Below are 21947 nucleotides of genomic sequence, written 5' to 3'. Positions count from 1 at the left end.
GGAGAGAACATGTCTGACTATTTAAAGGGTAAGCGCGTCGTTGACCCGGTGCTGACCAGCATCGCTCGCGGTTATAAAAATGCCGCGTTCATCGGTGAGCGCATTTTCCCCATTGTCCTTACCGATAAGGAAGGTGTGACCGTGCCGACCTTCGGTAAATCCGCTTTTGTGGAGTACGACACCGAGCGTGCCGTGGGGGCTGACAGTAACGTTCTGGTGCGCGAGAAAACCGGCAAGCTGGACCTGGTTCTCAACGAGCACGATCTGGCCGCGCCGGTGGACTATCGCGAGCAGGCAGAGTCGATGTTCAACGAAGAGGCCAAAGCCATTCGCCGTGTGACGAGCGGCGTCAACCTGAAGCGAGAACTGTATGCGGCCCGTCTGGCCCAGGACAAAAACGTCTATCGCGCGGCTAACGTCAAGGCGCTGGCTGCGGCTGACCGCTGGGGCGGTGGTAAGGGTGACCCGATTGGCGTCATTGAAGGCGGGATTGAGGCGGTACGTAACGCCACCGGCCTGCGTCCGAACCTGATGACCATGGGGGCAAGTGTCATGTCGCTGCTGAAGTTCCACCCGGCGATTCAGGCCGCGATTGGTGCTAACGAGCGCAAGCGTATCACCATCGAAATTCTGAAAGATCTTTTCCAGCTGGAAGATGTGGCGATCGGCGAGCCGGTCTCCATGGCCTCCATGAAAGACGCGCAGAACAAGGACAAAGTCCCGACCGATATCTGGGGTGACAACCTGATGCTGCATTACGTTGGCAAACCGCAGCCAGGCACCGACAGCGCCGACGAAAACGAGCCGTCCTTCGGCTACACCCTACGCCGTAAAGGGATGCCGGTGGCGGATAAATATGACGGCGTCGGCGGTAAGGTGAAGTACTGCCGTTATACCGATATCTACAAAGTCGCCGTGGTCGGTGGCGATGCCGGGTATCTCGTCACCAACATCGTGAAATAAGGAGACGGTTATGGGTACAACTCAACAGGTCATTCTGACCACCACCGTGACGGCCAGCGCAGCGCTGACGCAACAGCGCTTTGTCGGTGCCGATAATGGCCCCTGTCAGGCCGGAGCCGTCGCGCTCGGCGTGGCAGAGGTGGATGCCGCTGCCGGTGATGTAACGCCGGTCAACGTACTGGGTATTGTTGCAGTCGAGGCTGGTGCTGCGATTGCTAAAGGGCAGAACGTCCAGTCGGATGATAATGCCTGCGCCGTTCCCCAGACAGCCGCATCAGGCGAGACCCCGGCGGGTATTTCTGCCGGGATTGCGCTGGATGAGGCTCTGGCCGAAGGCGACGTTATCCGCATCCTGCGCGGGGTGTGATATGTACTGCACCCTCGCGGATTTGCTTGAACAGGTTCCTGAGCGGACGCTAATTCAGCTCACCAATGAGGAGCTGGACTTCGACTCGCCCGCGACGGTGAAAACTGAGGTGGTGGACAGCTGTATTCGCTATGCCGATGAGCTGATTGATGCCCATCTGCGCGGACGCTATACCCTGCCGCTGGCAGAGATACCGACCGTTCTGCGGGACATTGCCATCACGCTGGTGCGTTACCGGCTTTACACCCGCCGCCCGGAAGGGGCTGTCCCGGATACCGTGAAGGATGACCACAAAGAGGCCCGGCGACAGCTGGAGGCCATCCGCGACGGGAAGCTGACGCTGGGGCTGCAGTCCACTCAGAAGGATGTGCCCGAGTCCGGTGAAATCCGGGCGCGGGCACGCCGCCCCACCTTTGGCGGGCGCGACGGATTACTGGAGAAATACTGATGAACGTTCTGCCCGTCCTCGATGCGGTACTGGCCCGGTTACGGGAGAAGCTGCCACAGTTGCAGGTGGAGTACTTCCCGGAAAAACCGTCCGAATACCGCCTGAATCATCCTGTCGGGGCGTTGCTGCTGAGTTATGCCGGTTCGCGCTTCGACAAACCCGATGATATTGGTGCGGTGCTCCAGCCTCAGAGTATCCAGCTCTGCGTCACGGTGGTCTTTCGCCAGCTCAACGGTAAAAGAGGTGCGATTGACGTTCTGGATGCAGTCCGCCGCATCCTCGGTGGCTACACCCCGACGAACTGCCGCCGTCGTATCTGGCTGACCCGTGAAGTGTTTATCGGTGAGGTCAAGGGGCTGTGGCAGTACGCTCTCGACTTCGCAACCGAAAGCGTCTTTATCGAAGACAGCGACTTACCGTCCGGCCCGCTGTTAACCGAAGTGAACTATGAGGAAAGCGAGTGATGAAAGAATACCGCTATTCCGGCCCGGCCAGCGGCGTCACGCTGTCGGACGGAACCGAAATCCTGCTCTGGCCGGGGAAGAATGTTTCCCTGCCGGAGGAGCATGACTATGTGAAGGTACTGGTGGCGCTGAAGCATCTGACGCCGGTATCTGAAGAGACTAAACCCGCCAGCACACCGGCTGTGCAGTCACCAAAGCGCAGGAACGCCGGCGACAACGATGTGAAAACGGAGGACTCCCATGGCAGCTAACTATCTGCATGGCGTCGAAACCATTGAGGTGGAAAACGGTGCCCGCCCGGTAAAAACGGTGAAGTCTGCCGTCATTGGCCTGATTGGTACTGCCCCGATGGGGGACGTCAATACGCTGGTGCAGTGCCTGTCTGAGAAAGATGCAGCGACGTTTGGCAGCCAGCTCACCGGCTTTACCATTCCGCAGGCACTGGATGCGATCTACGACCATGGCGCAGGCACCGTTCTGGTCATTAACGTGCTAGATCCAGTTGTGCATAAAACCACTGTGGCCGATGAAGACATAACGTTCGACAAGGCGACGGGCAAAGCGCAGCTGGCTAATCCGGTGGTCGCGCAGCTGGTGCTGAAACCGGACAGCGATGGCCAGCCTTATGTGGAAGGTCAGGACTACTCGCTTGATGCACAGACCGGGGTGATTACCAACCTCGGTAAGAGCATTGCTGCAGATGCAACGGTGAAGGCCAGCTATAACTATGCTGATCCGACCAAAGTCACCCCGGCTGATATCATCGGTGCCGTTAACGCGGCGGGCAACCGTACCGGCATGAAGCAGCTCAACGACAGCTTCAACCTGTTTGGCTACTTCGCCAAAATCCTGATTGCCCCGGTATTCTGCACCCAGAACAGCGTCTCGGTTGAGCTTATCGCCATGGCTGAGAAGCTGGGCGCGGTGACCTACATCGACGCGCCGATTGGTACCACTTTTGCGCAGGCTCTGGCGGGGCGTGGCCCGGAAGGCACCATTAACTTCAATACCAGCTCCGACCGCGTCCGTCTGTGCTACCCGCACGTCAAGGTGTACGACGCGGCCACCAACAGCGAACGGCTGGAGCCGCTGAGCCAGCGTGCTGCAGGTCTGCGTGCCAAAGTCGACCTGGACAAGGGCTACTGGTGGTCGTCCTCCAACCAGGAGATTCTGGGTATCACCGGCGTCGAGCGCCAGCTGTCGGCAATGATTGATGACCCGCAGAGCGAGGTGAACCTGCTCAACGAACAGGGCATCACTACGGTCTTCAGCAGCTACGGCAGCGGCCTGCGTCTGTGGGGGAACCGGACGGCAGCATGGCCAACGGTCACCCATATGCGCAACTTTGAGAACGTTCGCCGCACCGGTGATGTGATCAACGAGTCGCTGCGTTATTTCAGCCAGCAGTACATCGACATGCCGATTACCCAGGCGCTGATTGATGCGCTGACGGAGTCGGTCAACGCCTACGTCGCAAGCTGATTGGCGACGGTGCGCTGCTGGGCTTCAGCTGCTGGTTTGATCCGGCCCGTAATGAAGAGACGGAGCTGGCCGCCGGTCACCTGTTGCTGAGCTACAAATACACGCCGCCACCGCCACTGGAGCGACTGACGTTTGAGACTGAGATCACCTCGGAATACCTGTTAACCCTGAAGGGGAATAGCTGATGGCAAAGATTGAGATCAACCGCATCACGAATGCCAACATCTACCTGGATGGCGCTAACCTGCTGGGCCGGGCCGAGGAGGTCAAACTGCCTGACGTCTCCATGACCATGCAGGAGCATAAGGCGCTGGGGATGGTGGGCAAGGTGGAACTCCCTGCTGGCTTCGACAAGCTTGAGGGCGAGATCAAGTGGAACAGCTTTTACCGCGACGCGATGCTGTCTGCCGCGAACCCGTATAAGTCGCTGGCGCTGCAGTGCCGTTCCAGCGTTCAGCGCTACAGTTCGCAGGGGCTGATTGACGAAATTCCGCTGGTCACTTTCCTGACGATCATGTTTAAGAAGAACCCGCTGGGGACGTTCAAACAGCATGAGAACGCCGAGTTCTCCAGTAGCTTCACCTGCACGTACATCAAGCAGGTACTGGATGGTGAAGAGTTGCTGGAGCTGGACTATCTGGCCAACATCTTCCGCGTCGGCGGCATTGACCAGTTGACCGACTACCGCATCAACATCGGGGGCTGACGGTGACCGTCGAGATTGAAGATAAAGGCGGGAACTGTGGTTCGATTGGCATGGGGAATGGTACGTGGTTTACCATCCTTGATATTTCAGGGGTGGAAAACCTTTTTAATACCCAGAAAACCAATGACCCGATTGACTGCACACGCTCCAAAGCACGAAAGCTAGCTGACCTGATTGAGGCATGAGAGCCACCTGACCACTGGTTCACCGGCATCGGCAAATCTGAAGGAAAGGCACTTCTTATCGCCTTCCTGCGTAACTGCAAAGGCTTTCGCACTCACTGATATCACAGGGGCTTCGGCCCCTTTCTTCTTAATCCCCTTTAATATCTGCCAGTCCCACCACCAGACATACTGCTCTGAACTTACACAGGAGCACGATCATGTCACAAACCCAATCCGATACTTTTAAGCTGTCTTACCCCTTCACCACCGCTGCTGGCACCAGAGTTGAGCAGGTTGAACTGAAACGCCTGACGGTCAAAGACCTGAAGCAGGTGCGCAAAATCAGTAAAGACCCGGCTGACTGGGACGAGCCGCTGATTGCCCGTAGCACCGGTATTCTTCCGGAAGACCTCGATAATATGGATCTTGCCGACTACATGGAGCTGCAGAAACGATTTCAGCAAGTCACTGGGCTGGGCAAGAGCGACGAAAACGCTGATGCAGGCGCAGGGGCTGCTGGCGAGGTGGTTTAGATTTCAGCCGGGGGAGATTGATGCCCTCGATACTGACGATCTGGAGATGTGGCTGGAGCAGGCTGAAGAGCAAATCAGAAGCGAGTTCGGCGATAATCATTAACTCCTCATCACTTAACAGCCGCTACTCGCGGCTGTTCTGCATGGCTCTCAGACATTTTCCTTCCGTTTTTCCGCTTTCAGAGGATAACCACCGTGGCCAGTGAATTTTCAGTCGGCGTCATTATTGGCGGCATTGTCGGGAGCAGCTTCCGCTCAGCCGTCAGCGGTACCCGACGCGCCCTTGATTCCCTGGGCGATACATCGCGCCGCCTGCAGGAACGCCAAAACGCCTTAACCCGTGCAACAGAACGCTATGGTCAGTTGGGTTCTTCCCGGATGCAGCGCCTCAACAGCGACCTGCTGCGGGTAAGCCGCACAATGGAGCAAATTGAGCGCCAGCAGCGCCGTTTGTCAGCAGTATCAGCCACCAGTGACGCGCTGAAAGCTAACCGCATGGCGCTCTATGGCCAGGGAGCAGAAACCTATGCCATCGGCAGAACACTGGGTGCACCGGTCATGGCCTCAGTCAAACAATATGCCTCGTTTGAATCGCAGTTGCGGGATATCAGTGTCACTGGTGATCTGGATTCAAGGCAGGAACAGGCCATCGGTACTGCCATTCGTCGGGCATCCCTTCAGGTCAATCAGCTCCAGGAGTCCCTGCTAGGGGGTGTTAATCAGTTAGTTGCCGATGGTATGAACCCGGAGCAGGCAGCTAAATTTGCCGGGATGCTCGGTAAAGCGGCCACGGCCACCAAAGCGGATATGACTGACCTCGCAAAAATGACCTACGCCTTTAGCGATGCGCTGAAAATTACCGATGCGAAAGAGCTGGAGCAGGCGTTTGGGATTGCGGCAACCGGGGCTAAGCTAGGCTCGTTTGAACTAAAGGATATGGCGAAAGCGTTACCCGGTATGGCCAAAGCCTTCGCTGCACGTGGTATTTACGGCAAAGACGCCATAACCCAGATCGTCGCCAGTCTGGAAGTTGGTAAAGGCAGCGGCTCAGCGGAAGAGGCCGTCACCAATATGTCAAACTGGCTGGCGGCGATGGGGCGCGGAGATACTATCCAGAAATATGCTAAAGCCGGGGTGGATTACCAGGGGTCAATGCAGAATTACGTCGCTCAGGGCTTTTCACAGTACGAAGCCTCGCTGATGATTGCCAACCGTTTCATTGACGGTAAAGGTAAGGCGTTTTTACAGCAATGGAAAGCAGCAGGATCAAGAGGCGATCAGGAAGGCCAGCAGAAACTAATGGAGGCATTTGGTCTGGCAGAAGTCTTCACTGATATCCAGACCGTTAACCATTTACTGTCAATGCGTCAGGGCTGGAATAAATACCTTTCCAGCAAGCAGGAAATGAATACCCCGTCAGCAATGTCTACGCTGGATAAGGATGCTGCAAAACAAAATAATACGCTCGAAGGTCGTTGGCGCAGAACTCAGATTGGTTTTAACGAGGCAGCCATCAGCATTGGTGAGTCACTACGCCCGGCCTTGATCCAACTGGGTGAGACTTTTATTCCTTTAATGGACAGTGTCGGCAAATGGATAGCGGCAAACCCGCAAATCGTCAGCGGCACCATAAAGGTTGTAGGAGCATTACTCGCTTTCAAGATGGCCACTATCGGTCTCAAGCTGGGGCTGAATCTCCTTATTTCCCCCTTTGTTAACGTCTGGAAAAATGCCGTTTTACTGCGGGCCAACTGGCTTCGACTGTCGCTTGCACTCGGTGAAGGCGGTAAGCTCCGCTGGCTGGTGACCGGCTTCAGCGCCGTCGCCAGAGGAGCCAGAACACTGGGTGGTGTGCTGTCAGGTGGGCTGGTTCGCGGCATTATGATCGCCGGGCGGGCCGTTCTCTGGATTGGCCGGGCGCTGCTGATGAATCCCATTGGTCTCGCCATCACCGCCGTCGCGGCAGCAGCTTACCTTATTTATCGCAACTGGGGCGCAGTCAGTAGCTGGTTTAAACAGCGCTGGGCTGACATTAAAGAGGCGTTTAATGGCGGTGTCGTGGGGATTGGTAAGCTGCTGATTAACTGGTCGCCGGTTGGTCTGCTCTATAAAGCCTTTGCGGCTGCGCTGAAATATCTCGGCGTTGATCTGCCAGCGAAGTTCACCGACTTCGGTGGCCATCTTATCGACGGCCTGATTAACGGCATCAAAAACAAATGGGAGTCGCTCAAAACCACCGTCACAGACATGGGCGACAGCGTCGGTGGCTGGTTTAAAGAAAAGCTGGGTATCCATTCGCCAAGCCGGGTATTCATGGGCTTTGGTGACAACATCGCGCAGGGAGCGGCTATCGGCCTGCAACGCACGACACCACAGGCTGCGCTGGCCGGGCAGCGCCTGGCCACTGAAATGACACCGGATGTTCCCCGTATCCCGTCGCCGGAAATCATGGCGGCGGGATATTCAGGTCGTGGCGCAGCTGCAACTGGCGGCGGAGCGTCTGGCGGTATTCAGGTCAGCTTTAATCCTCAGTTTTTCCTCAATGGCAAAGAAACCGCAGCGCCTGACGGGTTGACCGGCACACTGAATATGAGCCTGCATGAACTGGAGAAAATGCTGGAGCGTCTGCTGGCTCAGCAACAACGCAGGAGGTACAGCTAATGTTCGCAGTACTGGGAGATATTGAGTTTGAACTGATTACCTACTGGGACGGTTTCGAGGCGACGTTCGGCGTCGATTATGCGGAGCATCCCCGTATCGAGGGTAAGCCCGGCCTGCAGTTCGTTGGCGATAAGCTCGACGAAATCCAGATAAGCCTGGTCTTCCATCAGCACTATTGTGTGCCCGACGTGGAGCTGGCGAGACTGCGAACGGCCATGAAGGCCCATCAGGCGCTGGCGCTGGTCTTCGGCAACGGTGACTATCGCGGCTGGTTCGTGATTACCGATGTTACTGCGACCAGCGAGCAGACCGACAGCACCGGCAACGTGCTGGCCGTCAACGCCACCGCGTCTCTCCGGGAGTACATCGGCGACCCGAAAAACCCGCTACAGCCATCCGCAATACGCACGCAGGTTCCCGGCGTCGGGGCGGTCTCCGGTGCCGTTCCTTCACCTTCCGGGGTAGCGCAGTACGTCCGCGACGGCGTCAACTACGCCAAACAGGCGCAGTCTGTTCTCCAGACCACCATCAGTGCCGTTCGGGTTGCGCAGAAAATGAAGGATAACCCCGCCGTTGCACTGATCCGCGTACCGGGGCTTATGAGCGGGCTGGGCAACGTGTCCGGGGCGTTGGGTCAAAGCGTTCCGGCATTTAATGCGCTTTCTGAATCCATGCCTGATGCCATCAGTCTGGCCAGAGCCACCAGTGATGCGGCCACGTATGTACAACAGGCACAGTCTTCACTGAGCGGCGTGGACGGCAGCAATATCGCAGCAGCGCTGGATGCCGTTTCCGGGCAGCTTAACTCCGCCAGCACCACCTTCACCCGTATGTCGCCGGGGTTAAGCACCATGGCAGCCAAAATTCTGGCGAGGAGTGTGTGATGTTTCTTGAACATGTCACCCGTGACGGAGAGCGCTGGGACTCTCTCGCATGGCAGTACTACGGCGACCCGCTGGGCTATCCCCGGATAATTGCCGCCAATCCACACGTGGCCATCACGCCGGTGCTGCCCTCCGGGCTGTTGTTACTGATTCCGGTTATCGAGGCTGAAGAAGCCAGTACAGAAGAGGATATTGCCCCATGGCTGAGATAAACAGCACTGCACAAGCCGCATCAGCGTTAACCGGCGTCAGCGATGTTCTGAGTCCGGTGTTCACGCTATGGTATCTGCAGAAGAACATCACCACCGATATCGCCCCCTATGTCACCCGCGTAACCTACAGCGATAACATCAAAAGCGAGTCCGATACCATTGAGGTGGAACTGGACGACACCGATGACCGCTGGCTGGATAAGTGGTATCCGGGCGAGGGTGACACGCTGACGCTGAAAATGGGTTATCAGGGCGAGAAGCTGCTGTCCTGCGGTACGTTCTCTATAGACGAGATCGAGGTGAGTTCGCCCGCGTCCGTTGTCGCTATCCGGGGCGTGGCCACGTCGGTCAACAACGCCCTGCGGACAAAATCCAGTCGTGGTTTCGAGAGCACCACGCTGGCGGCCATCGCCGGACGGATTGCCAAAAAGCATCAGCTGAAGCTGGTTGGCAGTATTGAGTCCATCAAAATTGACCGGGTGACCCAGTATGCTGAAACGGACGTGGGCTTCCTGCGCCGACTGGCCAGCGAGTATGGTTATGCCGTGAAAGTGGTCAGCGACCAGCTGATTTTCTCTCATCTGGCCACGCTGCGCGGTCAGGAGCCGGTAAAACAGTTGAAGCCGCAGGATGTGGCCAGCTTTTCCCTGCGTGACACCATCAACCGCGTCTACAAATCAGCGAAAGTAAAACACCAGAAGAGCAGCGATAAAAAGCTGATCGTTTATGAAGCTGATGGCGGTACCAGCGAAAGCGACAAAAAAACCAAAGGTGGTAAGGTCACCAGTGCCGACTCACTGAAGGTCAACAGCCGCGTCAGCGACCCGGACACCGCACGGATTAAAGCAGATTCGGCGCTGGCCAGGCATAACGAATACCAGCAGAACGGCTCCCTGACGCTGATGGGGACGCCCCAGTTGACTGCAGGCAACAAAATTGAACTGGTGGGTTTTGGTCAGTTATCCGGGCCATGGCTGATAACTACTGCCCGCCATGCGTTTGACCGTAACAGCGGCTACATCACCGAACTGGAAGTGGCACGAGGGCCGGTTACGCAGGGCAAAGCGAAGAAAGGTAAAAAGACCGGAAAAACCCAGACGCTGACCGTCTATAAACCGGACGGCAGCACGTCCACGGTAATAAAGGAGAAAAAATAATGACAGGCGTCACCCGTCAGGTCGGTACGGTCAGCGCCGTCGATGCCGACAAGGTTCAGGCCCGCGTTCGTCTGCCGGAATGCGATAACCTGCGCACTAACTGGCTTAACGTGCTGCAGCGCAATACCCAGGATAACAAGGATTACTGGCTCCCTGACGTGGGGGAGCAGGTTGAAGTGCTGCTCGATGCCAACGGCGAGGATGGTGTCATTCTGGGCGCGGTGTACTCAGAAGTCGATAAACCGCCGTTCAGCGACAAAAATGTCCGGGGCACGAAATACGCGGATGGCGCAGAGTTCAGCTATAACCACGCGACCCATACGCTGACGGTCAAAGGTGGTATCGAGCATGTGGTGATCGAGGTTGCGGTAGGTATCAGCCTGAAGGGAAAAACCATTGATTTGACCGCTGACACCACCAGTAAGCGTCTCATCCAGACCGTCTTTTATTTTTGCCCGCGTTTCCTACCATGGACACTTTCGCGAACATGGACACTACCGTGGACAAAAATACGCCTTACACCAGAAGACCATGGATCTTCACAGCGCTGAGCCTGCGCTTTAATGAGGCTCTGACTTACCGTGAAATAGCAGAACAACTGAACCTTAGCTCATCTGCCATACATAAAATGTTCACGCGTTTTCGACGAACCGGAATTAACTGGCCATTGTCGGAAGAATACACGCCTGAACGCCTGGAGGAAGAGCTCTATGCCTTCAATCTTGAGACAAATCTTCCTGTAAAAAAACGCCGGCCGGACTGGCCTCTGGAATTCAAAATTCGCATGGCGGAGCTGACCCTGCAGCCGGACGCCTGTGTGGCTCAAATTGCCCGTGAGCATGGCATTAACGATAATCTGCTGTTCAACTGGCGCAATCTGCATCGTCAGGGGCTACTGGATCCGGCCAACAGAGCGACTCTGATTCCGGTTACTATGGAGCCTGTTGTCCCTCCGCCCAGGCAAAACGGCGTCGTATCAGCAGACCTGCCACCGGTCATCAGCTGCAGGCTGACGTTGCCAGGTGGAAGCCTCAACCTGACTGGCCCGCTGACGCCTGAACTTCTGCGCGCACTGGTCAGCGAACTCAGGGAGGGTGAGTCATGATTAGCTTTCCGGCAGGTTCGCGGATCTGGCTGGTTGCTGGCGTGACAGATATGCGCTGTAGCTTCAACGGGCTGGCAGCGAAAGTGCAGAACACGCTTCGCACCGATCCGTTCAGCGGTCATCTGTTTATCTTTCGCGGTCGTCGCGGCGACATGATAAAGGTGCTGTGGGCCGACCGGGACGGCCTGTGCCTGTTCACCAAACGACTGGAGCGGGGGCGCTTCGTCTGGCCGGTGACCCGTGACGGAAAAGTGCATCTGACGCCTGCGCAGCTCTCCATGCTGCTGGAAGGCATTAACTGGAAGCACCCACAGCGGACTGAACGGCCTGGCCTGCGGATATAACCTGCTGTAAAATGGGGTTATGGACGCATCCCTTCCCGATGAAAACGCCCGGCTCAGGGCGCTGCTGCTGGAGCAGCAGACCACCATCCGCAAAATGGCGGAGTATAACCGCCTGCTCTCACAGCGGGTGGCGGCGTACGCCAGCGAAATCAACCGGCTGAAGGCGCTGATCACTAAGCTTCAGCGCATGCAGTTCGGCAAAAGCTCCGAAAAGCTGCGTGAGAAAACGCAGCGCCAGGTGCGCGAGGCTGAAGAGCGCATCGGCGCCCTGCAGGAGGAGATGGCTGAGGCGCTGGGTGAGCAGCATGACCCGGTGGTTCCGCAACCGCTGCGCCAGTCTTCTGCCCGTAAACCATTACCGGCCACACTCCCCCGCGAAACCCGCACGCTGTCGCCGGCAGAAACCGCCTGCCCGTCGTGCGGCGGAGAGCTCAGCGCGCTGGGCTGCGACGTATCGGAGCAGCTGGAGCTCATCAGCAGCGCCTTTAAGGTTATCGAAACGCAGCGGCCAAAACTGGCCTGCTGTGGATGTGACCACATCGTTCAGGCGACCATGCCGGCAAAACCCATAGAGCGCAGCTACGCGGGTCCCGGGCTGCTGGCGCGCATCGTCACGGCAAAGTTCGCAGAGCACACGCCTCACTATCGTCAGTCAGAGATATACCGGCGTCAGTGCGTGGAGCTGAGTCGTGCCACACTGGGGCGCTGGTCCGGTGCGGTCAGCGAACTGCTGGAGCCGCTGTATGACCTGCTGCGCCAGTACGTGCTGATTCCGGGCAAGGTGCATACCGACGATATCCCTGTGCCGGTTCAGGAGCCGGGCAGCGGTAAAACCCGCACGGCCCGGCTGTGGGTCTACGTGCGGGACGACCGTAACGCGGGCTCACCGCTTCCCCCGGCGGTGTGGTTCGCGTACTCGCCGGACCGTAAGGGGATACATCCGCAGCAACACCTTGCCGGATACAGCGGTATCCTGCAGGCCGATGCTTACGGCGGCCACAACGCACCGGACGAAGACGGCCGGAACGCCGAAGCGGGCGGCATGGCGCACGCCCGGCGAAAAATCCATGACGTTCACGTCCGCACACCGACCGACGTCACAACCGAAGCGCTGAAGCGCATCGGTAAACTGTATGCCATCGAGGCGGAGATACGCGGCAGCCCGGCAGAGGAGCGGCTGGCGGTCCGGAAAGAGCAGACGGTCCCGCTGATGCAGTCGCTGTACGACTGGGTACAGGCACAGATGAAGGTGCTGTCGCGCCACTCGGATACGGCGAAGGCGTTCTCGTACCTGCTGAAGCAGTGGGATGCGCTGAACCTGTACTGCAGCAACGGCTGGGCCGAGATAGACAATAACATCGCAGAGAACGCGCTGCGTGGCGTTGCCCTGGGGCGGAAAAACTGGCTGTTCGCGGGTTCAGACGCGGGCGGGGAACGTGCTGCGGTACTGTACTCGCTGATCGGCACCTGCCGGCTTAACGGCGTGGAACCGGAGGCGTGGCTGCGTTACGTCATCGGTCATATCCAGGACTGGCCGGTGAACCGGGTCCGTGATCTGCTGCCCTGGAAGGTCGATCTCACTTTTGTCTGAGCGTCAATACGGTCTGGATGAGACGCTTACGGCCAGTTTGATACGCTCGCGGAGCCTGTCATTGTCTTCCTGCTCAGAACCGCCAGAACTGGCCGCCAGATTGGTCACCTGCAGGTCGACGTTATCAATCTCATCGAGCAACTGGCTGACCTGCGCAGGTTGCCAGCCGTTGCCAGCGGCTCCCGGTTCGGTACAGGTGGCCGTGGCATTGACCAGCAGCAATCCGGCTTTCAGCACCACGTCCGTATCGGTGGCAAAAATAATGCTGTCGGAAGCGCTGACGCGGGTGCCTGCCGGAATCAGCACATCAATGGCCAGCGCCTCATCCACGGAGAACTGGAGCGTGGTCGTGGCAGGCTGCGCGGCAAGACGGTATACACCGACCAGTTCACCGAGGTAATCAATCATCGGCTCACGGGCAAAGGCGACCAGATTCTGTTTGGCTGCTTCCTGCGCCGCTACCCTGACCAGCATTTCGCGGTAGGCCCACAGGTCAATCAACAGGCGCTCAGCCTGAGCGGGGTACAGCGTTTTGCCGGTTGCGGCTTCGTACTGTGCAATCATTTCAGCCGTGATTTTATCGGCATTGCGTTCAATAAAGTCGGGTTCTGTCAGCGCCATAGCAACTCCTGAGTCCGGGTCTGTCCGTCAGAGCCTTTCCAGCTCACCCGGAGCGTAAGATGTTCGCCGTCGACGGCGGGTTTTACCGACATCAGCTGGCAGCGAGGCTCCCAGCGGCGGATGGCATCGACGGATTCGCGCACCACATGCGGGATAGCCCGGTCGATGGGCCAGTCGATATAAAGATGCAGATTGCTGCCGAACTCCGGGCGATGCGGGTCGCTGCCGCGAGGAGTACGCAGGATGATTTGAATGGCCTGCCAGATATCATCCAGCCCCCGGACGATTTCGCCAGGGGCCTGCAGGGCCGGTTGCCAGAATACTGAGGTTGTTTTCATGGGGGCAGTATTGCCCCTGTGCGGGAACGCCGATATTAAAGGCGTTTAAGAAGGTCAGTGGGAGTGGTGATTGGAGTTCTGGCCGTCAGCAAAAATGTTACCTGTCGCATGGGCGTTCCCGTTGATTTCAAAGTTGCCGTTCACCGTGGTGGTGGTAAGCGTCTCATCCAGACCGTATTGACGCTCAGACAAAAGTGAGATCGACCTTCCAGGGCAGCAGATCACGGACCCGGTTCACCGGCCAGTCCTGGATATGACCGATGACGTAACGCAGCCACGCCTCCGGTTCCACGCCGTTAAGCCGGCAGGTGCCGATCAGCGAGTACAGTACCGCAGCACGTTCCCCGCCCGCGTCTGAACCCGCGAACAGCCAGTTTTTCCGCCCCAGGGCAACGCCACGCAGCGCGTTCTCTGCGATGTTATTGTCTATCTCGGCCCAGCCGTTGCTGCAGTACAGGTTCAGCGCATCCCACTGCTTCAGCAGGTACGAGAACGCCTTCGCCGTATCCGAGTGGCGCGACAGCACCTTCATCTGTGCCTGTACCCAGTCGTACAGCGACTGCATCAGCGGGACCGTCTGCTCTTTCCGGACCGCCAGCCGCTCCTCTGCCGGGCTGCCGCGTATCTCCGCCTCGATGGCATACAGTTTACCGATGCGCTTCAGCGCTTCGGTTGTGACGTCGGTCGGTGTGCGGACGTGAACGTCATGGATTTTTCGCCGGGCGTGCGCCATGCAGGCCGCTTCGGCGATACGGCCGTCTTCGTACAGTGCGTTGTAGCCGCCGTAAGCATCGGCCTGCAGGATACCGCTGTATCCGGCAAGGTGTTGCTGCGGATGTATCCCCTTACGGTCCGGCGAGTACGCGAACCACACCGCCGGGGGAAGCGGTGAGCCCGCGTTACGGTCGTCCCGCACGTAGACCCACAGCCGGGCCGTGCGGGTTTTACCGCTGCCCGGCTCCTGAACCGGCACAGGGATATCGTCGGTATGCACCTTGCCCGGAATCAGCACGTACTGGCGCAGCAGGTCATACAGCGGCTCCAGCAGTTCGCTGACCGCACCGGACCAGCGCCCCAGTGTGGCACGACTCAGCTCCACGCACTGACGCCGGTATATCTCTGACTGACGATAGTGAGGCGTGTGCTCTGCGAACTTTGCCGTGACGATGCGCGCCAGCAGCCCGGGACCCGCGTAGCTGCGCTCTATGGGTTTTGCCGGCATGGTCGCCTGAACGATGTGGTCACATCCACAGCAGGCCAGTTTTGGCCGCTGCGTTTCGATAACCTTAAAGGCGCTGCTGATGAGCTCCAGCTGCTCCGATACGTCGCAGCCCAGCGCGCTGAGCTCTCCGCCGCACGACGGGCAGGCGGTTTCTGCCGGCGACAGCGTGCGGGTTTCGCGGGGGAGTGTGGCCGGTAATGGTTTACGGGCAGAAGACTGGCGCAGCGGTTGCGGAACCACCGGGTCATGCTGCTCACCCAGCGCCTCAGCCATCTCCTCCTGCAGGGCGCCGATGCGCTCTTCAGCCTCGCGCACCTGGCGCTGCGTTTTCTCACGCAGCTTTTCGGAGCTTTTGCCGAACTGCATGCGCTGAAGCTTAGTGATCAGCGCCTTCAGCCGGTTGATTTCGCTGGCGTACGCCGCCACCCGCTGTGAGAGCAGGCGGTTATACTCCGCCATTTTGCGGATGGTGGTCTGCTGCTCCAGCAGCAGCGCCCTGAGCCGGGCGTTTTCATCGGGAAGGGATGCGTCCATAACCCCATTTTACAGCAGGTTATATCCGCAGGCCAGGCCGTTCAGTCCGCTGTGGGTGCTTCCAGTTAATGCCTTCCAGCAGCATGGAGAGCTGCGCAGGCGTCAGATGCACTTTTCCGTCACGGGTCACCGGCCAGACGAAGCGCCCCCGCTCCAGTCGTTTGGTGAACAGGCACAGGCCGTCCCGGTCGGCCCACAGCACCTTTATCATGTCGCCGCGACGACCGCGAAAGATAAACAGATGACCGCTGAACGGATCGGTGCGAAGCGTGTTCTGCACTTTCGCTGCCAGCCCGTTGAAGCTACAGCGCATATCTGTCACGCCAGCAACCAGCCAGATCCGCGAACCTGCCGGAAAGCTAATCATGACTCACCCTCCCTGAGTTCGCTGACCAGTGCGCGCAGAAGTTCAGGCGTCAGCGGGCCAGTCAGGTTGAGGCTTCCACCTGGCAACGTCAGCCTGCAGCTGATGACCGGTGGCAGGTCTGCTGATACGACGCCGTTTTGCCTGGGCGGAGGGACAACAGGCTCCATAGTAACCGGAATCAGAGTCGCTCTGTTGGCCGGATCCAGTAGCCCCTGACGATGCAGATTGCGCCAGTTGAACAGCAGATTATCGTTAATGCCATGCTCACGGGCAATTTGAGCCACACAGGCGTCCGGCTGCAGGGTCAGCTCCGCCATGCGAATTTTGAATTCCAGAGGCCAGTCCGGCCGGCGTTTTTTTACAGGAAGATTTGTCTCAAGATTGAAGGCATAGAGCTCTTCCTCCAGGCGTTCAGGCGTGTATTCTTCCGACAATGGCCAGTTAATTCCGGTTCGTCGAAAACGCGTGAACATTTTATGTATGGCAGATGAGCTAAGGTTCAGTTGTTCTGCTATTTCACGGTAAGTCAGAGCCTCATTAAAGCGCAGGCTCAGCGCTGTGAAGATCCATGGTCTTCTGGTGTAAGGCGTATTTTTGTCCACGGTAGTGTCCATGTTCGCGAAAGTGTCCATGGTAGGAAACGCGGGCAAAAATAAAAGACGGTCTGGATGAGACGCTTACCACCGCTATAAAGGGACACCGTGGTCAATCCGGGAAATTATCCGCCGTTTCGGCTTCGGAGAAGTGGATCTGATTGAAGGCACTGGTCAGATCGGCTACGACGGCAAACACACTTACAACGGGCTTTTCGTCCATGGAGATGCTGAAGCATGGGCGGTTTATCGCGTCATCCTTCAACAGCCCATCACTAACGATCAGGCGGCGCTGTTACGTCAGACGCTGGCAGCCTTTGCTCCGGCCCGCTGCCATCTGGCGAGCCTGGAGTATCAGTCTGTCGCTATTCGCTACAACAACACCGTCAACTATGACGGCAGCTATAACCACGGGAGCAGTTAACTATGGCAAACCTACCCGAAACCCCGCAGTGGGAAGAAGGCGTCTACCAGATTGAGGTCTCTGACCCCGTTCTGGGGGGGGCTGACGGGATATCTAACCGTCAGGCTAAACAGCTGGCCAGCCGTACTTCATACCTGAAACAACAGGTTGAAAAAGGCGGTGCAGACCTTGAGAAACACATTGCGGCAGTTGACCCGCATACCCAGTACGCACCGAAAGCCAGCCCGACATTCACCGGCACGCCAACAGCGCCCACGCCTGCAAATAGCGACAACAGCAAGAAACTGGCGACGACGGAGTTTGTGGCCAAAGCACTTGCGGCGCTTGCAGGCAGCGCCCCTGAGACGCTGGATACCCTCAAAGAGCTGGCTGATGCCCTTGGTAACGATCCAAACTTTGCAACCACGGTACTGAATAATCTGGCGGAGAAGCTGGCCAAAGACCAGAACGGCGCAGATATTCCTGACCCGGCGCTCTTTGTCAAAAACCTTGGTTTAGGAGAAGGCTCTGCTGTTATCGGTTCACCGTTCCCCTGGCCGCACGCGAAAATGCCAAACGAACTGTTTCCCTCAATGTCTGGCATGGTCTTTCTGAAAAGTAACGGGGCCAGTTTCAGCGGCACACTGTACCCAAAGCTGGCGCTGGCTTATCCGGCGCTTAAGCTGCCTGATCTGCGCGGGGAGTTTATTCGTGGCTGGGATGACGGGCGCGGCGTTGACACCTACCGCTCTTTAGGTTCCGCGCAGGCATCAACGGGCCTGCGAACCGCTGCTGTTGATTACCCTGGCATTGATGCGACAACTTCTGGTGCTACCGTAGGCACGGCCTTCAATCAGCCTGATTCAGTCACGAAGGCACAACCAGGGGATGCGAAAAATCCTGATAACGGCAAATTAGGCGCGGTACTCAGTGACAACTCAATCCAGGCAACTCAACTGCAGGCAGGCATTCCGGGCGGCTCTGTTTGGATCACAACGCGCCCGCGCAACGTGGCGTTTAACTACATCGTGAGGGCCGCATAATGGCAAAGGTGAAACTTGATGAAAACGGGCTGGCAAAAACTGACGGCACGCTGACGGTTTATAATTTTGATGAGGTAAGCGGAGAGTTTACTGGTTCAAATGATGAGTATCTGGCGCAAGGGGTTGGTCTGCCAGCTAATGCCTGCACCACCGCGCCACTGATTACTGATTCCGGGCATGTAGCGCTTTATATCAGTGGCTGCTGGCAGGCAGTTGCCGATCATCGTGGGGAAACAGTGTATTCAGTCAACGACGGAAAAGCAGTGCTGATTGATCTGCCCGGTGATTATCCGGCAGACACTACGCCGCTGAAACCTGCAACTGCCTGGGATAAATGGGATGGTGAGAAATGGGTAACTGATCCAGTTGAAGAGAAAGCGGCAGCCATCAAAGAAGCCAGAGAACTGCAGGCCGCACTGATTGCGGAAGCGAACAGCATTACGCAGGCATGGCAGACGCAACTTCTGCTCGGAATTATTACGGACGAAGACAAAGCCACGTTGACAAAATGGATGAAATATATTCAGTCGGTGCAGGCGATTGACATTAATAATGCGCCGGACATTATCTGGCCGCAGAAACCTTAATAAAAGGCCCGCAAAGCGGGCTTTATTTTTAGTTGGGCTTTTCAGTCCACTCAATATCCGGCGCTTTCGACGTATCAACAGCCTGCACTGCCCTGATGTATCTCATCCATGAGATCAGACTGGCTCTGTCTTCATCGCTGATAATGCCTAACTGTAGCTCCATCTGCCAGAAGCTGATTATTGTCTGAGCTTCCGCCAGTAGTGAAGCTTTCTGCTGTTCTGCCGCTTCAATAGGATTGTAATTCTTTTGCAAATATTGAAACGCCGCAGCGGTGCCATTTATCTCACGGAAATGGTCGCATTTATCGCGCGGCGCATCACTCAGCGGTAAGCCAACGTACGCCGCAGATTGATCGTCTGCAAACGCTGATCTATCGTCGCGACCAGTTGCAGAAAGTCGAAGGCATGGATGTACCGGGCAAAGCTGACGCGCTGGGTATGGGTTGGGTGTATATGGAGCCAAAAGACGGACGCCCTGGCATTATTCAGAAAACTGGCGGAGGCGGCGGCTTTATTACCTATATGGCGATGGTGCCGCAGCATAACGTCGGAGTATTTGTCGTCGTTACGCGTTCGCCGCTGACCCGTTTTACGCCGATGAGCGATGGAGTCAATAATATGCTGGCCGAGCTGGTTGGCAACCAAACCGGGTCACCCATGATGGTACAGGCCATGCGTTAACGCTGTTGCGTGGCTGAATTTGACTGGCTCACCCATAACGTGGGCCAGTCATCGCTGCTGTGCCATGCATCGCAGGTTGTCTCCTGTGCATATTCCGCCAGCACGAAGTTGTTGCCATCAAACTGCCAGCGCGTTGCCGTTCCACAGTCTCCCAGGCCACGCCCTTTACTAAAGGTATACAGCAAACCGGTTGCCGCATCATATTCCGCATTAATCAGTTCAAGCTGACGTTCATTCGTCGTCGGCGGCGTAAAGGGCAACGTCAGGCTAATGCCGCGTGCGATATAAGGCTGGGTACGCGTCACTTCAAACGCCAAATCGATCATGTTATAAGCGCCCATTTCGCAACTCACCAGCAGCAAAGCTTTATGGTCAGTTAATGGCGAAACGCTGACTTCACGCCGCATGGGATCAAGAGAACAGGAGTCAGTATTGATGCGCCAGGTGCCATAATCAATTAAGCCGCTGGTTTCTTCACGCGTAAGGGCTGCCGGTTGCTGTGGTGTCGGGGGTAAGCGTGGCAGCGCGGGCTGTGGCGGCACATCCCAGCTAGCGCGGTCACCACGCTTTACCCAGGCGCTCATGCCGTTAACCCGCCCTTGTATATCGTCCATTAGCAGTAGCGCAGCTTTCATACCACGCAGCGAAATCAATGCCCTGGGATCAAAAGTAAGTTGCAGACTTTTTGCTTCTATCACCAGATCAAGAAACTCATCAACGGCGATAGCATTACTGGTAGCGAGATGATGTGGCTCGACCGTCCAGTGTTTCAGATCGGGTCGCAGGCGGCGTTGGTCAATGAGCAGATTGTCTTTCAGCGCCCCGCCGGGTAACTCACCGCTGTAGGCACTGCCGTAGTCGATACGCAACAAGGGGCGATCGTTCACCCCCGCATGGCGCGAAATCGTCATCACTAATCCATTGTCGCCCGGAATATTGCGTACCACGCAAAAGGCCGCATTGTTACAGGTCATCTGCCAGTCAGAAAATGACTTTTGCAGCGGAGCGGCCCGTACGCTGGCAACAAAAAGAAAAGACAATACAAACAGCGTCTTCATCCAATACGACATTAATAAAACCGGTCCCCAAATTTTTAGAGTGGAGATGATAGCGCAACAGCGAACCTGGCGAAGCCCGGAAAATGTGACCCCGCCCAGAAAGCATCGTTAACTGCTTAAAAAACGTTCAGCGTCACGTCATATCGTAAAAGTGAAGCACAGGAAATCATCATCGTCATTGCCGCTAACGCGCTCAATCGGATTCCTCGGACAATTCATCGTCACGAATTGGTCAAATCGGCGTCAACGGCCAAAAACAGTCATAGTATAGACACTCTTTCTTGCGGGTTATTCCTCAGGTTCGATCATGAAGGCTGACGCGGAAAATAGATTGCTGACGCCAAAAAAAGAGTCACAAGCCAGTTCGCCACACGCAGCAGACAGCCTGCTAATGCGCATATCAGGCATGGCTGGCGAAACGCGGGGCCAGAGGGTGTGCCTCAGCAGGTAGAGCACGCAGACGCGGCATATTTAATGCCGCCCTACGCGAACGAGTGGAAGGTTTGCAGACGCACCCGGCAATGTGGTGCCGGGCGAAGGCGTTAAGGAGTGAGCCAACCGACAAGTTGGGCGTGTTGCAAAAGCATGATGGTTTTACCATCGCGGATGCGCCCATCTTTTACCATCGCTAACGCGTCAGGAAAAGTGAGTTCCAGTACGTCGATAACTTCATCATCAACGCCGCCACCTGCATTGGCACGCAGCGAATCATTATACTCAGCCGCAAAAAAGTGAATCATTTCAGTGACGCCGCCTGGCGACATATAGCATGCGTAGAGTTTTTCCACCTCGCCCACCGCATAACCCGTTTCCTCAATGGCTTCTTTACGGATGCAATCTTCCGGCGAGTCGTCGTCGAGTAGTCCGGCACAGGCTTCAATCAGCATGCCGCTTTCATTGCCGTTGACATAGGTCGCGATACGGAACTGGCGCGTCAGCACTACGCTATTTTTTTCACGGTTATAAAGCAGGATAGTCGCACCATTGCCCCGGTCATACACCTCGCGTTTGTGACGCAGCACGTCACCCGCTTTGTCGGTGAGTTCATACGTGAAGTTGCGCAGAACAAACCAGTTCTCGGACAGTAATTTCTCTTTGATAATATTGATCTTTAATGACATGCGTTCTCCGCATTTTTGAAGGGAGCTTCACATCTTAGGACGCCACACACCGAAAAACTATCTGAAATGTGATGTAGCGCACCATAAGTTGGGTGCGCTGACCCGCTTAAAAACCGTTGGGATTATTTTTCCTGTTCGTTAAAGGGTGCGCGATGCCTTTATGACAGGCGATACAGATTTGTCCGGTTGCTACTACACTGGCATGGATGTTAGCGGCAACGGTTTTCTGCTGGGTGAAATCTCTCTCTTCGAAGTTGTGGTAGTTTCGACACGCCTGCGAATGATTTTTCTTCATAGC

At 56.7% G+C, this 21947-nt stretch carries 25 protein-coding genes and 6 pseudogenes; 21 read left to right on the top strand and 10 right to left on the bottom strand.

The features are described 5' to 3' along the window. The first annotated feature begins 9 nt into the window (after nt 1-9). From H2P46_RS08335 to tnpC (H2P46_RS08255), 17 genes and pseudogenes are all read left to right on the top strand, one after another. Nucleotides 10-963 carry a hypothetical protein gene (locus H2P46_RS08335; RefSeq protein ID WP_023214050.1) on the top strand — a complete coding sequence of 318 codons (954 nt, stop codon included), beginning with the start codon at nt 10-12 and terminating at the stop codon, nt 961-963. A 10-nt stretch (nt 964-973) separates the two neighbouring features. After that, nucleotides 974-1330: a DUF2190 family protein gene (locus tag H2P46_RS08330; RefSeq protein WP_193404655.1), complete on the top strand. Its 357-nt coding sequence runs from the start codon at nt 974-976 to the stop codon at nt 1328-1330. 1 nt (nt 1331) lies between these two features. Beyond that, nucleotides 1332-1778 (top strand): gp436 family protein, encoded by a 447-nt coding sequence (locus H2P46_RS08325; protein ID WP_032637441.1) that lies wholly within the window; start codon nt 1332-1334, stop codon nt 1776-1778. Further along, the gene (locus H2P46_RS08320) at nt 1778-2242 is read left to right on the top strand and encodes a Gp37 family protein (RefSeq protein WP_193404654.1); all 465 of its coding nucleotides are present in this window, start codon (nt 1778-1780) and stop codon (nt 2240-2242) included. Before H2P46_RS08325 ends, H2P46_RS08320 begins: the two co-directional genes overlap by 1 nt. Further along, nucleotides 2242-2493, top strand: a complete 252-nt coding sequence (locus H2P46_RS08315) for a hypothetical protein (RefSeq protein WP_187424347.1) — start codon at nt 2242-2244, stop codon at nt 2491-2493. The genes H2P46_RS08320 and H2P46_RS08315 overlap by 1 nt, the downstream gene beginning before the upstream one ends. Beyond that, a pseudogene (locus tag H2P46_RS08310) lies at nt 2483-3909 on the top strand (phage tail sheath subtilisin-like domain-containing protein). The gene H2P46_RS08315 and the pseudogene H2P46_RS08310 overlap by 11 nt, the downstream one beginning before the upstream one ends. Next, complete coding sequence (locus H2P46_RS08305) at nt 3906-4430, top strand: phage major tail tube protein (protein WP_164965982.1); 525 nt, start codon at nt 3906-3908, stop codon at nt 4428-4430. Before H2P46_RS08310 ends, H2P46_RS08305 begins: the two are co-directional and overlap by 4 nt. A gap of 2 nt (nt 4431-4432) precedes the next feature. Further along, a pseudogene (locus H2P46_RS08300) lies at nt 4433-4714 on the top strand (hypothetical protein). A 98-nt stretch (nt 4715-4812) separates the two neighbouring features. Then, entirely contained in the window at nt 4813-5127 is a 315-nt protein-coding gene (locus tag H2P46_RS08295; protein ID WP_000084225.1) for a phage tail assembly protein, read from the top strand. A gap of 195 nt (nt 5128-5322) precedes the next feature. Continuing rightward, complete coding sequence (locus tag H2P46_RS08290; RefSeq protein WP_193404653.1) at nt 5323-7788, top strand: phage tail tape measure protein; 2466 nt, start codon at nt 5323-5325, stop codon at nt 7786-7788. Continuing rightward, nucleotides 7788-8672, top strand: a complete 885-nt coding sequence (locus H2P46_RS08285; protein WP_193404652.1) for a phage tail protein — start codon at nt 7788-7790, stop codon at nt 8670-8672. Before H2P46_RS08290 ends, H2P46_RS08285 begins: the two co-directional genes overlap by 1 nt. Continuing rightward, nucleotides 8672-8884, top strand: coding sequence for a tail protein X (locus tag H2P46_RS08280; protein ID WP_021544461.1), 213 nt, complete (start codon nt 8672-8674; stop codon nt 8882-8884). The genes H2P46_RS08285 and H2P46_RS08280 overlap by 1 nt, the downstream gene beginning before the upstream one ends. After that, nucleotides 8872-10041, top strand: a complete 1170-nt coding sequence (locus H2P46_RS08275) for a phage late control D family protein (RefSeq protein WP_193404651.1) — start codon at nt 8872-8874, stop codon at nt 10039-10041. The genes H2P46_RS08280 and H2P46_RS08275 overlap by 13 nt, the downstream gene beginning before the upstream one ends. After that, nucleotides 10041-10592, top strand: coding sequence for a phage baseplate assembly protein V (locus H2P46_RS08270; RefSeq protein WP_238938960.1), 552 nt, complete (start codon nt 10041-10043; stop codon nt 10590-10592). The genes H2P46_RS08275 and H2P46_RS08270 overlap by 1 nt, the downstream gene beginning before the upstream one ends. Then, a complete protein-coding gene (tnpA, locus tag H2P46_RS08265) occupies nt 10511-11146 on the top strand; it encodes an IS66-like element accessory protein TnpA (RefSeq protein WP_193403483.1) in 636 nt (211 codons plus the stop codon). Before H2P46_RS08270 ends, tnpA (H2P46_RS08265) begins: the two co-directional genes overlap by 82 nt. Continuing rightward, nucleotides 11143-11490, top strand: coding sequence for an IS66 family insertion sequence element accessory protein TnpB (gene tnpB / locus H2P46_RS08260; protein ID WP_193403484.1), 348 nt, complete (start codon nt 11143-11145; stop codon nt 11488-11490). The genes tnpA (H2P46_RS08265) and tnpB (H2P46_RS08260) overlap by 4 nt, the downstream gene beginning before the upstream one ends. 19 nt (nt 11491-11509) lie before the next feature. Further along, nucleotides 11510-13081, top strand: a complete 1572-nt coding sequence (gene tnpC / locus H2P46_RS08255) for an IS66 family transposase (protein ID WP_193404650.1) — start codon at nt 11510-11512, stop codon at nt 13079-13081. Between the two features lie 30 nt (nt 13082-13111). Here the strand turns inward: tnpC (H2P46_RS08255) and H2P46_RS08250 are convergent. From H2P46_RS08250 to tnpA (H2P46_RS08225), 6 genes and pseudogenes are all read right to left on the bottom strand, one after another. Continuing rightward, a pseudogene (locus H2P46_RS08250) lies at nt 13112-13702 on the bottom strand (baseplate J/gp47 family protein); the annotation flags it as partial. Then, nucleotides 13693-14040: a GPW/gp25 family protein gene (locus H2P46_RS08245; protein ID WP_016191673.1), complete on the bottom strand. Its 348-nt coding sequence runs from the start codon at nt 14038-14040 to the stop codon at nt 13693-13695. The pseudogene H2P46_RS08250 and the gene H2P46_RS08245, both read right to left, overlap by 10 nt. A gap of 54 nt (nt 14041-14094) precedes the next feature. Next, nucleotides 14095-14211, bottom strand: a pseudogene (locus H2P46_RS08240) (phage baseplate assembly protein V); the annotation flags it as partial. Between the two features lie 13 nt (nt 14212-14224). Then, the gene (gene tnpC, locus H2P46_RS08235) at nt 14225-15796 is read right to left on the bottom strand and encodes an IS66 family transposase (RefSeq protein ID WP_193404199.1); all 1572 of its coding nucleotides are present in this window, start codon (nt 15794-15796) and stop codon (nt 14225-14227) included. Nucleotides 15797-15815: 19 nt separating this feature from the next. Beyond that, nucleotides 15816-16163, bottom strand: coding sequence for an IS66 family insertion sequence element accessory protein TnpB (gene tnpB, locus H2P46_RS08230; RefSeq protein ID WP_193403484.1), 348 nt, complete (start codon nt 16161-16163; stop codon nt 15816-15818). Further along, nucleotides 16160-16795, bottom strand: coding sequence for an IS66-like element accessory protein TnpA (gene tnpA, locus H2P46_RS08225; RefSeq protein ID WP_193403483.1), 636 nt, complete (start codon nt 16793-16795; stop codon nt 16160-16162). Before tnpA (H2P46_RS08225) ends, tnpB (H2P46_RS08230) begins: the two co-directional genes overlap by 4 nt. 49 nt (nt 16796-16844) lie before the next feature. Here tnpA (H2P46_RS08225) and H2P46_RS08220 point away from each other — a divergent pair. The 3 genes and pseudogenes from H2P46_RS08220 to H2P46_RS08210 all read left to right on the top strand — a co-directional run. After that, nucleotides 16845-17180: pseudogene (locus tag H2P46_RS08220) on the top strand (phage tail protein); the annotation flags it as partial. Nucleotides 17181-17182: 2 nt separating this feature from the next. After that, on the top strand, nt 17183-18202 hold the full coding sequence (locus H2P46_RS08215) for a phage tail protein (RefSeq protein ID WP_193404649.1): 1020 nt from the start codon (nt 17183-17185) through the stop codon (nt 18200-18202). Beyond that, a complete protein-coding gene (locus H2P46_RS08210) occupies nt 18202-18789 on the top strand; it encodes a tail fiber assembly protein (protein ID WP_193404648.1) in 588 nt (195 codons plus the stop codon). Before H2P46_RS08215 ends, H2P46_RS08210 begins: the two co-directional genes overlap by 1 nt. Nucleotides 18790-18817: 28 nt before the next feature. Here H2P46_RS08210 and H2P46_RS08205 read toward each other — a convergent pair whose 3' ends face one another. Further along, on the bottom strand, nt 18818-19072 hold the full coding sequence (locus H2P46_RS08205; protein ID WP_338103637.1) for a tail fiber assembly protein: 255 nt from the start codon (nt 19070-19072) through the stop codon (nt 18818-18820). Between the two features lie 44 nt (nt 19073-19116). Between H2P46_RS08205 and H2P46_RS08200 the strand changes: the two are divergent. Then, nucleotides 19117-19470, top strand: a pseudogene (locus H2P46_RS08200) (serine hydrolase); the annotation flags it as partial. Here the strand turns inward: H2P46_RS08200 and H2P46_RS08195 are convergent. From H2P46_RS08195 to H2P46_RS08185, 3 genes are all read right to left on the bottom strand, one after another. After that, nucleotides 19467-20540, bottom strand: a complete 1074-nt coding sequence (locus tag H2P46_RS08195) for a DUF1176 domain-containing protein (protein ID WP_193404647.1) — start codon at nt 20538-20540, stop codon at nt 19467-19469. The pseudogene H2P46_RS08200 and the gene H2P46_RS08195 overlap by 4 nt on opposite strands. Before the next feature lie 530 nt (nt 20541-21070). Next, a complete protein-coding gene (nudK, locus tag H2P46_RS08190; RefSeq protein WP_193404646.1) occupies nt 21071-21649 on the bottom strand; it encodes a GDP-mannose pyrophosphatase NudK in 579 nt (192 codons plus the stop codon). Nucleotides 21650-21755: 106 nt separating this feature from the next. Then, on the bottom strand, nt 21756-21944 hold the full coding sequence (locus H2P46_RS08185; protein ID WP_193404645.1) for a NapC/NirT family cytochrome c: 189 nt from the start codon (nt 21942-21944) through the stop codon (nt 21756-21758). Nucleotides 21945-21947: the final 3 nt, after the last annotated feature.

It is taken from the genome of Mixta mediterraneensis (genome assembly GCF_014946725.1).
GTDB classification, from domain to species: Bacteria; Pseudomonadota; Gammaproteobacteria; order Enterobacterales; family Enterobacteriaceae; genus Pantoea; species Pantoea mediterraneensis.
The sequence above is the reverse complement of the archived record's forward strand: the minus strand, read 5'-3'. Positions and strand labels throughout refer to the sequence as shown.

Excerpts from the sequence above, each read along its gene's own strand:
- H2P46_RS08335 (WP_023214050.1), top strand. The coding sequence starts at position 10 with ATGTCTGACTATTTAAAGGGTAAGCGCGTCGTTGACCCGGTGCTGACC.
- H2P46_RS08330 (WP_193404655.1), top strand. The coding sequence starts at position 974 with ATGGGTACAACTCAACAGGTCATTCTGACCACCACCGTGACGGCCAGC.
- H2P46_RS08325 (WP_032637441.1), top strand. The coding sequence starts at position 1,332 with ATGTACTGCACCCTCGCGGATTTGCTTGAACAGGTTCCTGAGCGGACG.
- H2P46_RS08320 (WP_193404654.1), top strand. The coding sequence starts at position 1,778 with ATGAACGTTCTGCCCGTCCTCGATGCGGTACTGGCCCGGTTACGGGAG.
- H2P46_RS08315 (WP_187424347.1), top strand. The coding sequence starts at position 2,242 with ATGAAAGAATACCGCTATTCCGGCCCGGCCAGCGGCGTCACGCTGTCG.
- H2P46_RS08295 (WP_000084225.1), top strand. The coding sequence starts at position 4,813 with ATGTCACAAACCCAATCCGATACTTTTAAGCTGTCTTACCCCTTCACC.
- H2P46_RS08285 (WP_193404652.1), top strand. The coding sequence starts at position 7,788 with ATGTTCGCAGTACTGGGAGATATTGAGTTTGAACTGATTACCTACTGG.
- H2P46_RS08280 (WP_021544461.1), top strand. The coding sequence starts at position 8,672 with ATGTTTCTTGAACATGTCACCCGTGACGGAGAGCGCTGGGACTCTCTC.
- H2P46_RS08275 (WP_193404651.1), top strand. The coding sequence starts at position 8,872 with ATGGCTGAGATAAACAGCACTGCACAAGCCGCATCAGCGTTAACCGGC.
- H2P46_RS08270 (WP_238938960.1), top strand. The coding sequence starts at position 10,041 with ATGACAGGCGTCACCCGTCAGGTCGGTACGGTCAGCGCCGTCGATGCC.
- tnpA (WP_193403483.1), top strand. The coding sequence starts at position 10,511 with ATGGACACTTTCGCGAACATGGACACTACCGTGGACAAAAATACGCCT.
- tnpB (WP_193403484.1), top strand. The coding sequence starts at position 11,143 with ATGATTAGCTTTCCGGCAGGTTCGCGGATCTGGCTGGTTGCTGGCGTG.
- tnpC (WP_193404650.1), top strand. The coding sequence starts at position 11,510 with ATGGACGCATCCCTTCCCGATGAAAACGCCCGGCTCAGGGCGCTGCTG.
- H2P46_RS08245 (WP_016191673.1), bottom strand. The coding sequence starts at position 14,040 with ATGAAAACAACCTCAGTATTCTGGCAACCGGCCCTGCAGGCCCCTGGC.
- tnpC (WP_193404199.1), bottom strand. The coding sequence starts at position 15,796 with ATGGACGCATCCCTTCCCGATGAAAACGCCCGGCTCAGGGCGCTGCTG.
- tnpB (WP_193403484.1), bottom strand. The coding sequence starts at position 16,163 with ATGATTAGCTTTCCGGCAGGTTCGCGGATCTGGCTGGTTGCTGGCGTG.
- tnpA (WP_193403483.1), bottom strand. The coding sequence starts at position 16,795 with ATGGACACTTTCGCGAACATGGACACTACCGTGGACAAAAATACGCCT.
- H2P46_RS08215 (WP_193404649.1), top strand. The coding sequence starts at position 17,183 with ATGGCAAACCTACCCGAAACCCCGCAGTGGGAAGAAGGCGTCTACCAG.
- H2P46_RS08210 (WP_193404648.1), top strand. The coding sequence starts at position 18,202 with ATGGCAAAGGTGAAACTTGATGAAAACGGGCTGGCAAAAACTGACGGC.
- H2P46_RS08195 (WP_193404647.1), bottom strand. The coding sequence starts at position 20,540 with ATGTCGTATTGGATGAAGACGCTGTTTGTATTGTCTTTTCTTTTTGTT.
- nudK (WP_193404646.1), bottom strand. The coding sequence starts at position 21,649 with ATGTCATTAAAGATCAATATTATCAAAGAGAAATTACTGTCCGAGAAC.
- H2P46_RS08185 (WP_193404645.1), bottom strand. The coding sequence starts at position 21,944 with ATGAAGAAAAATCATTCGCAGGCGTGTCGAAACTACCACAACTTCGAA.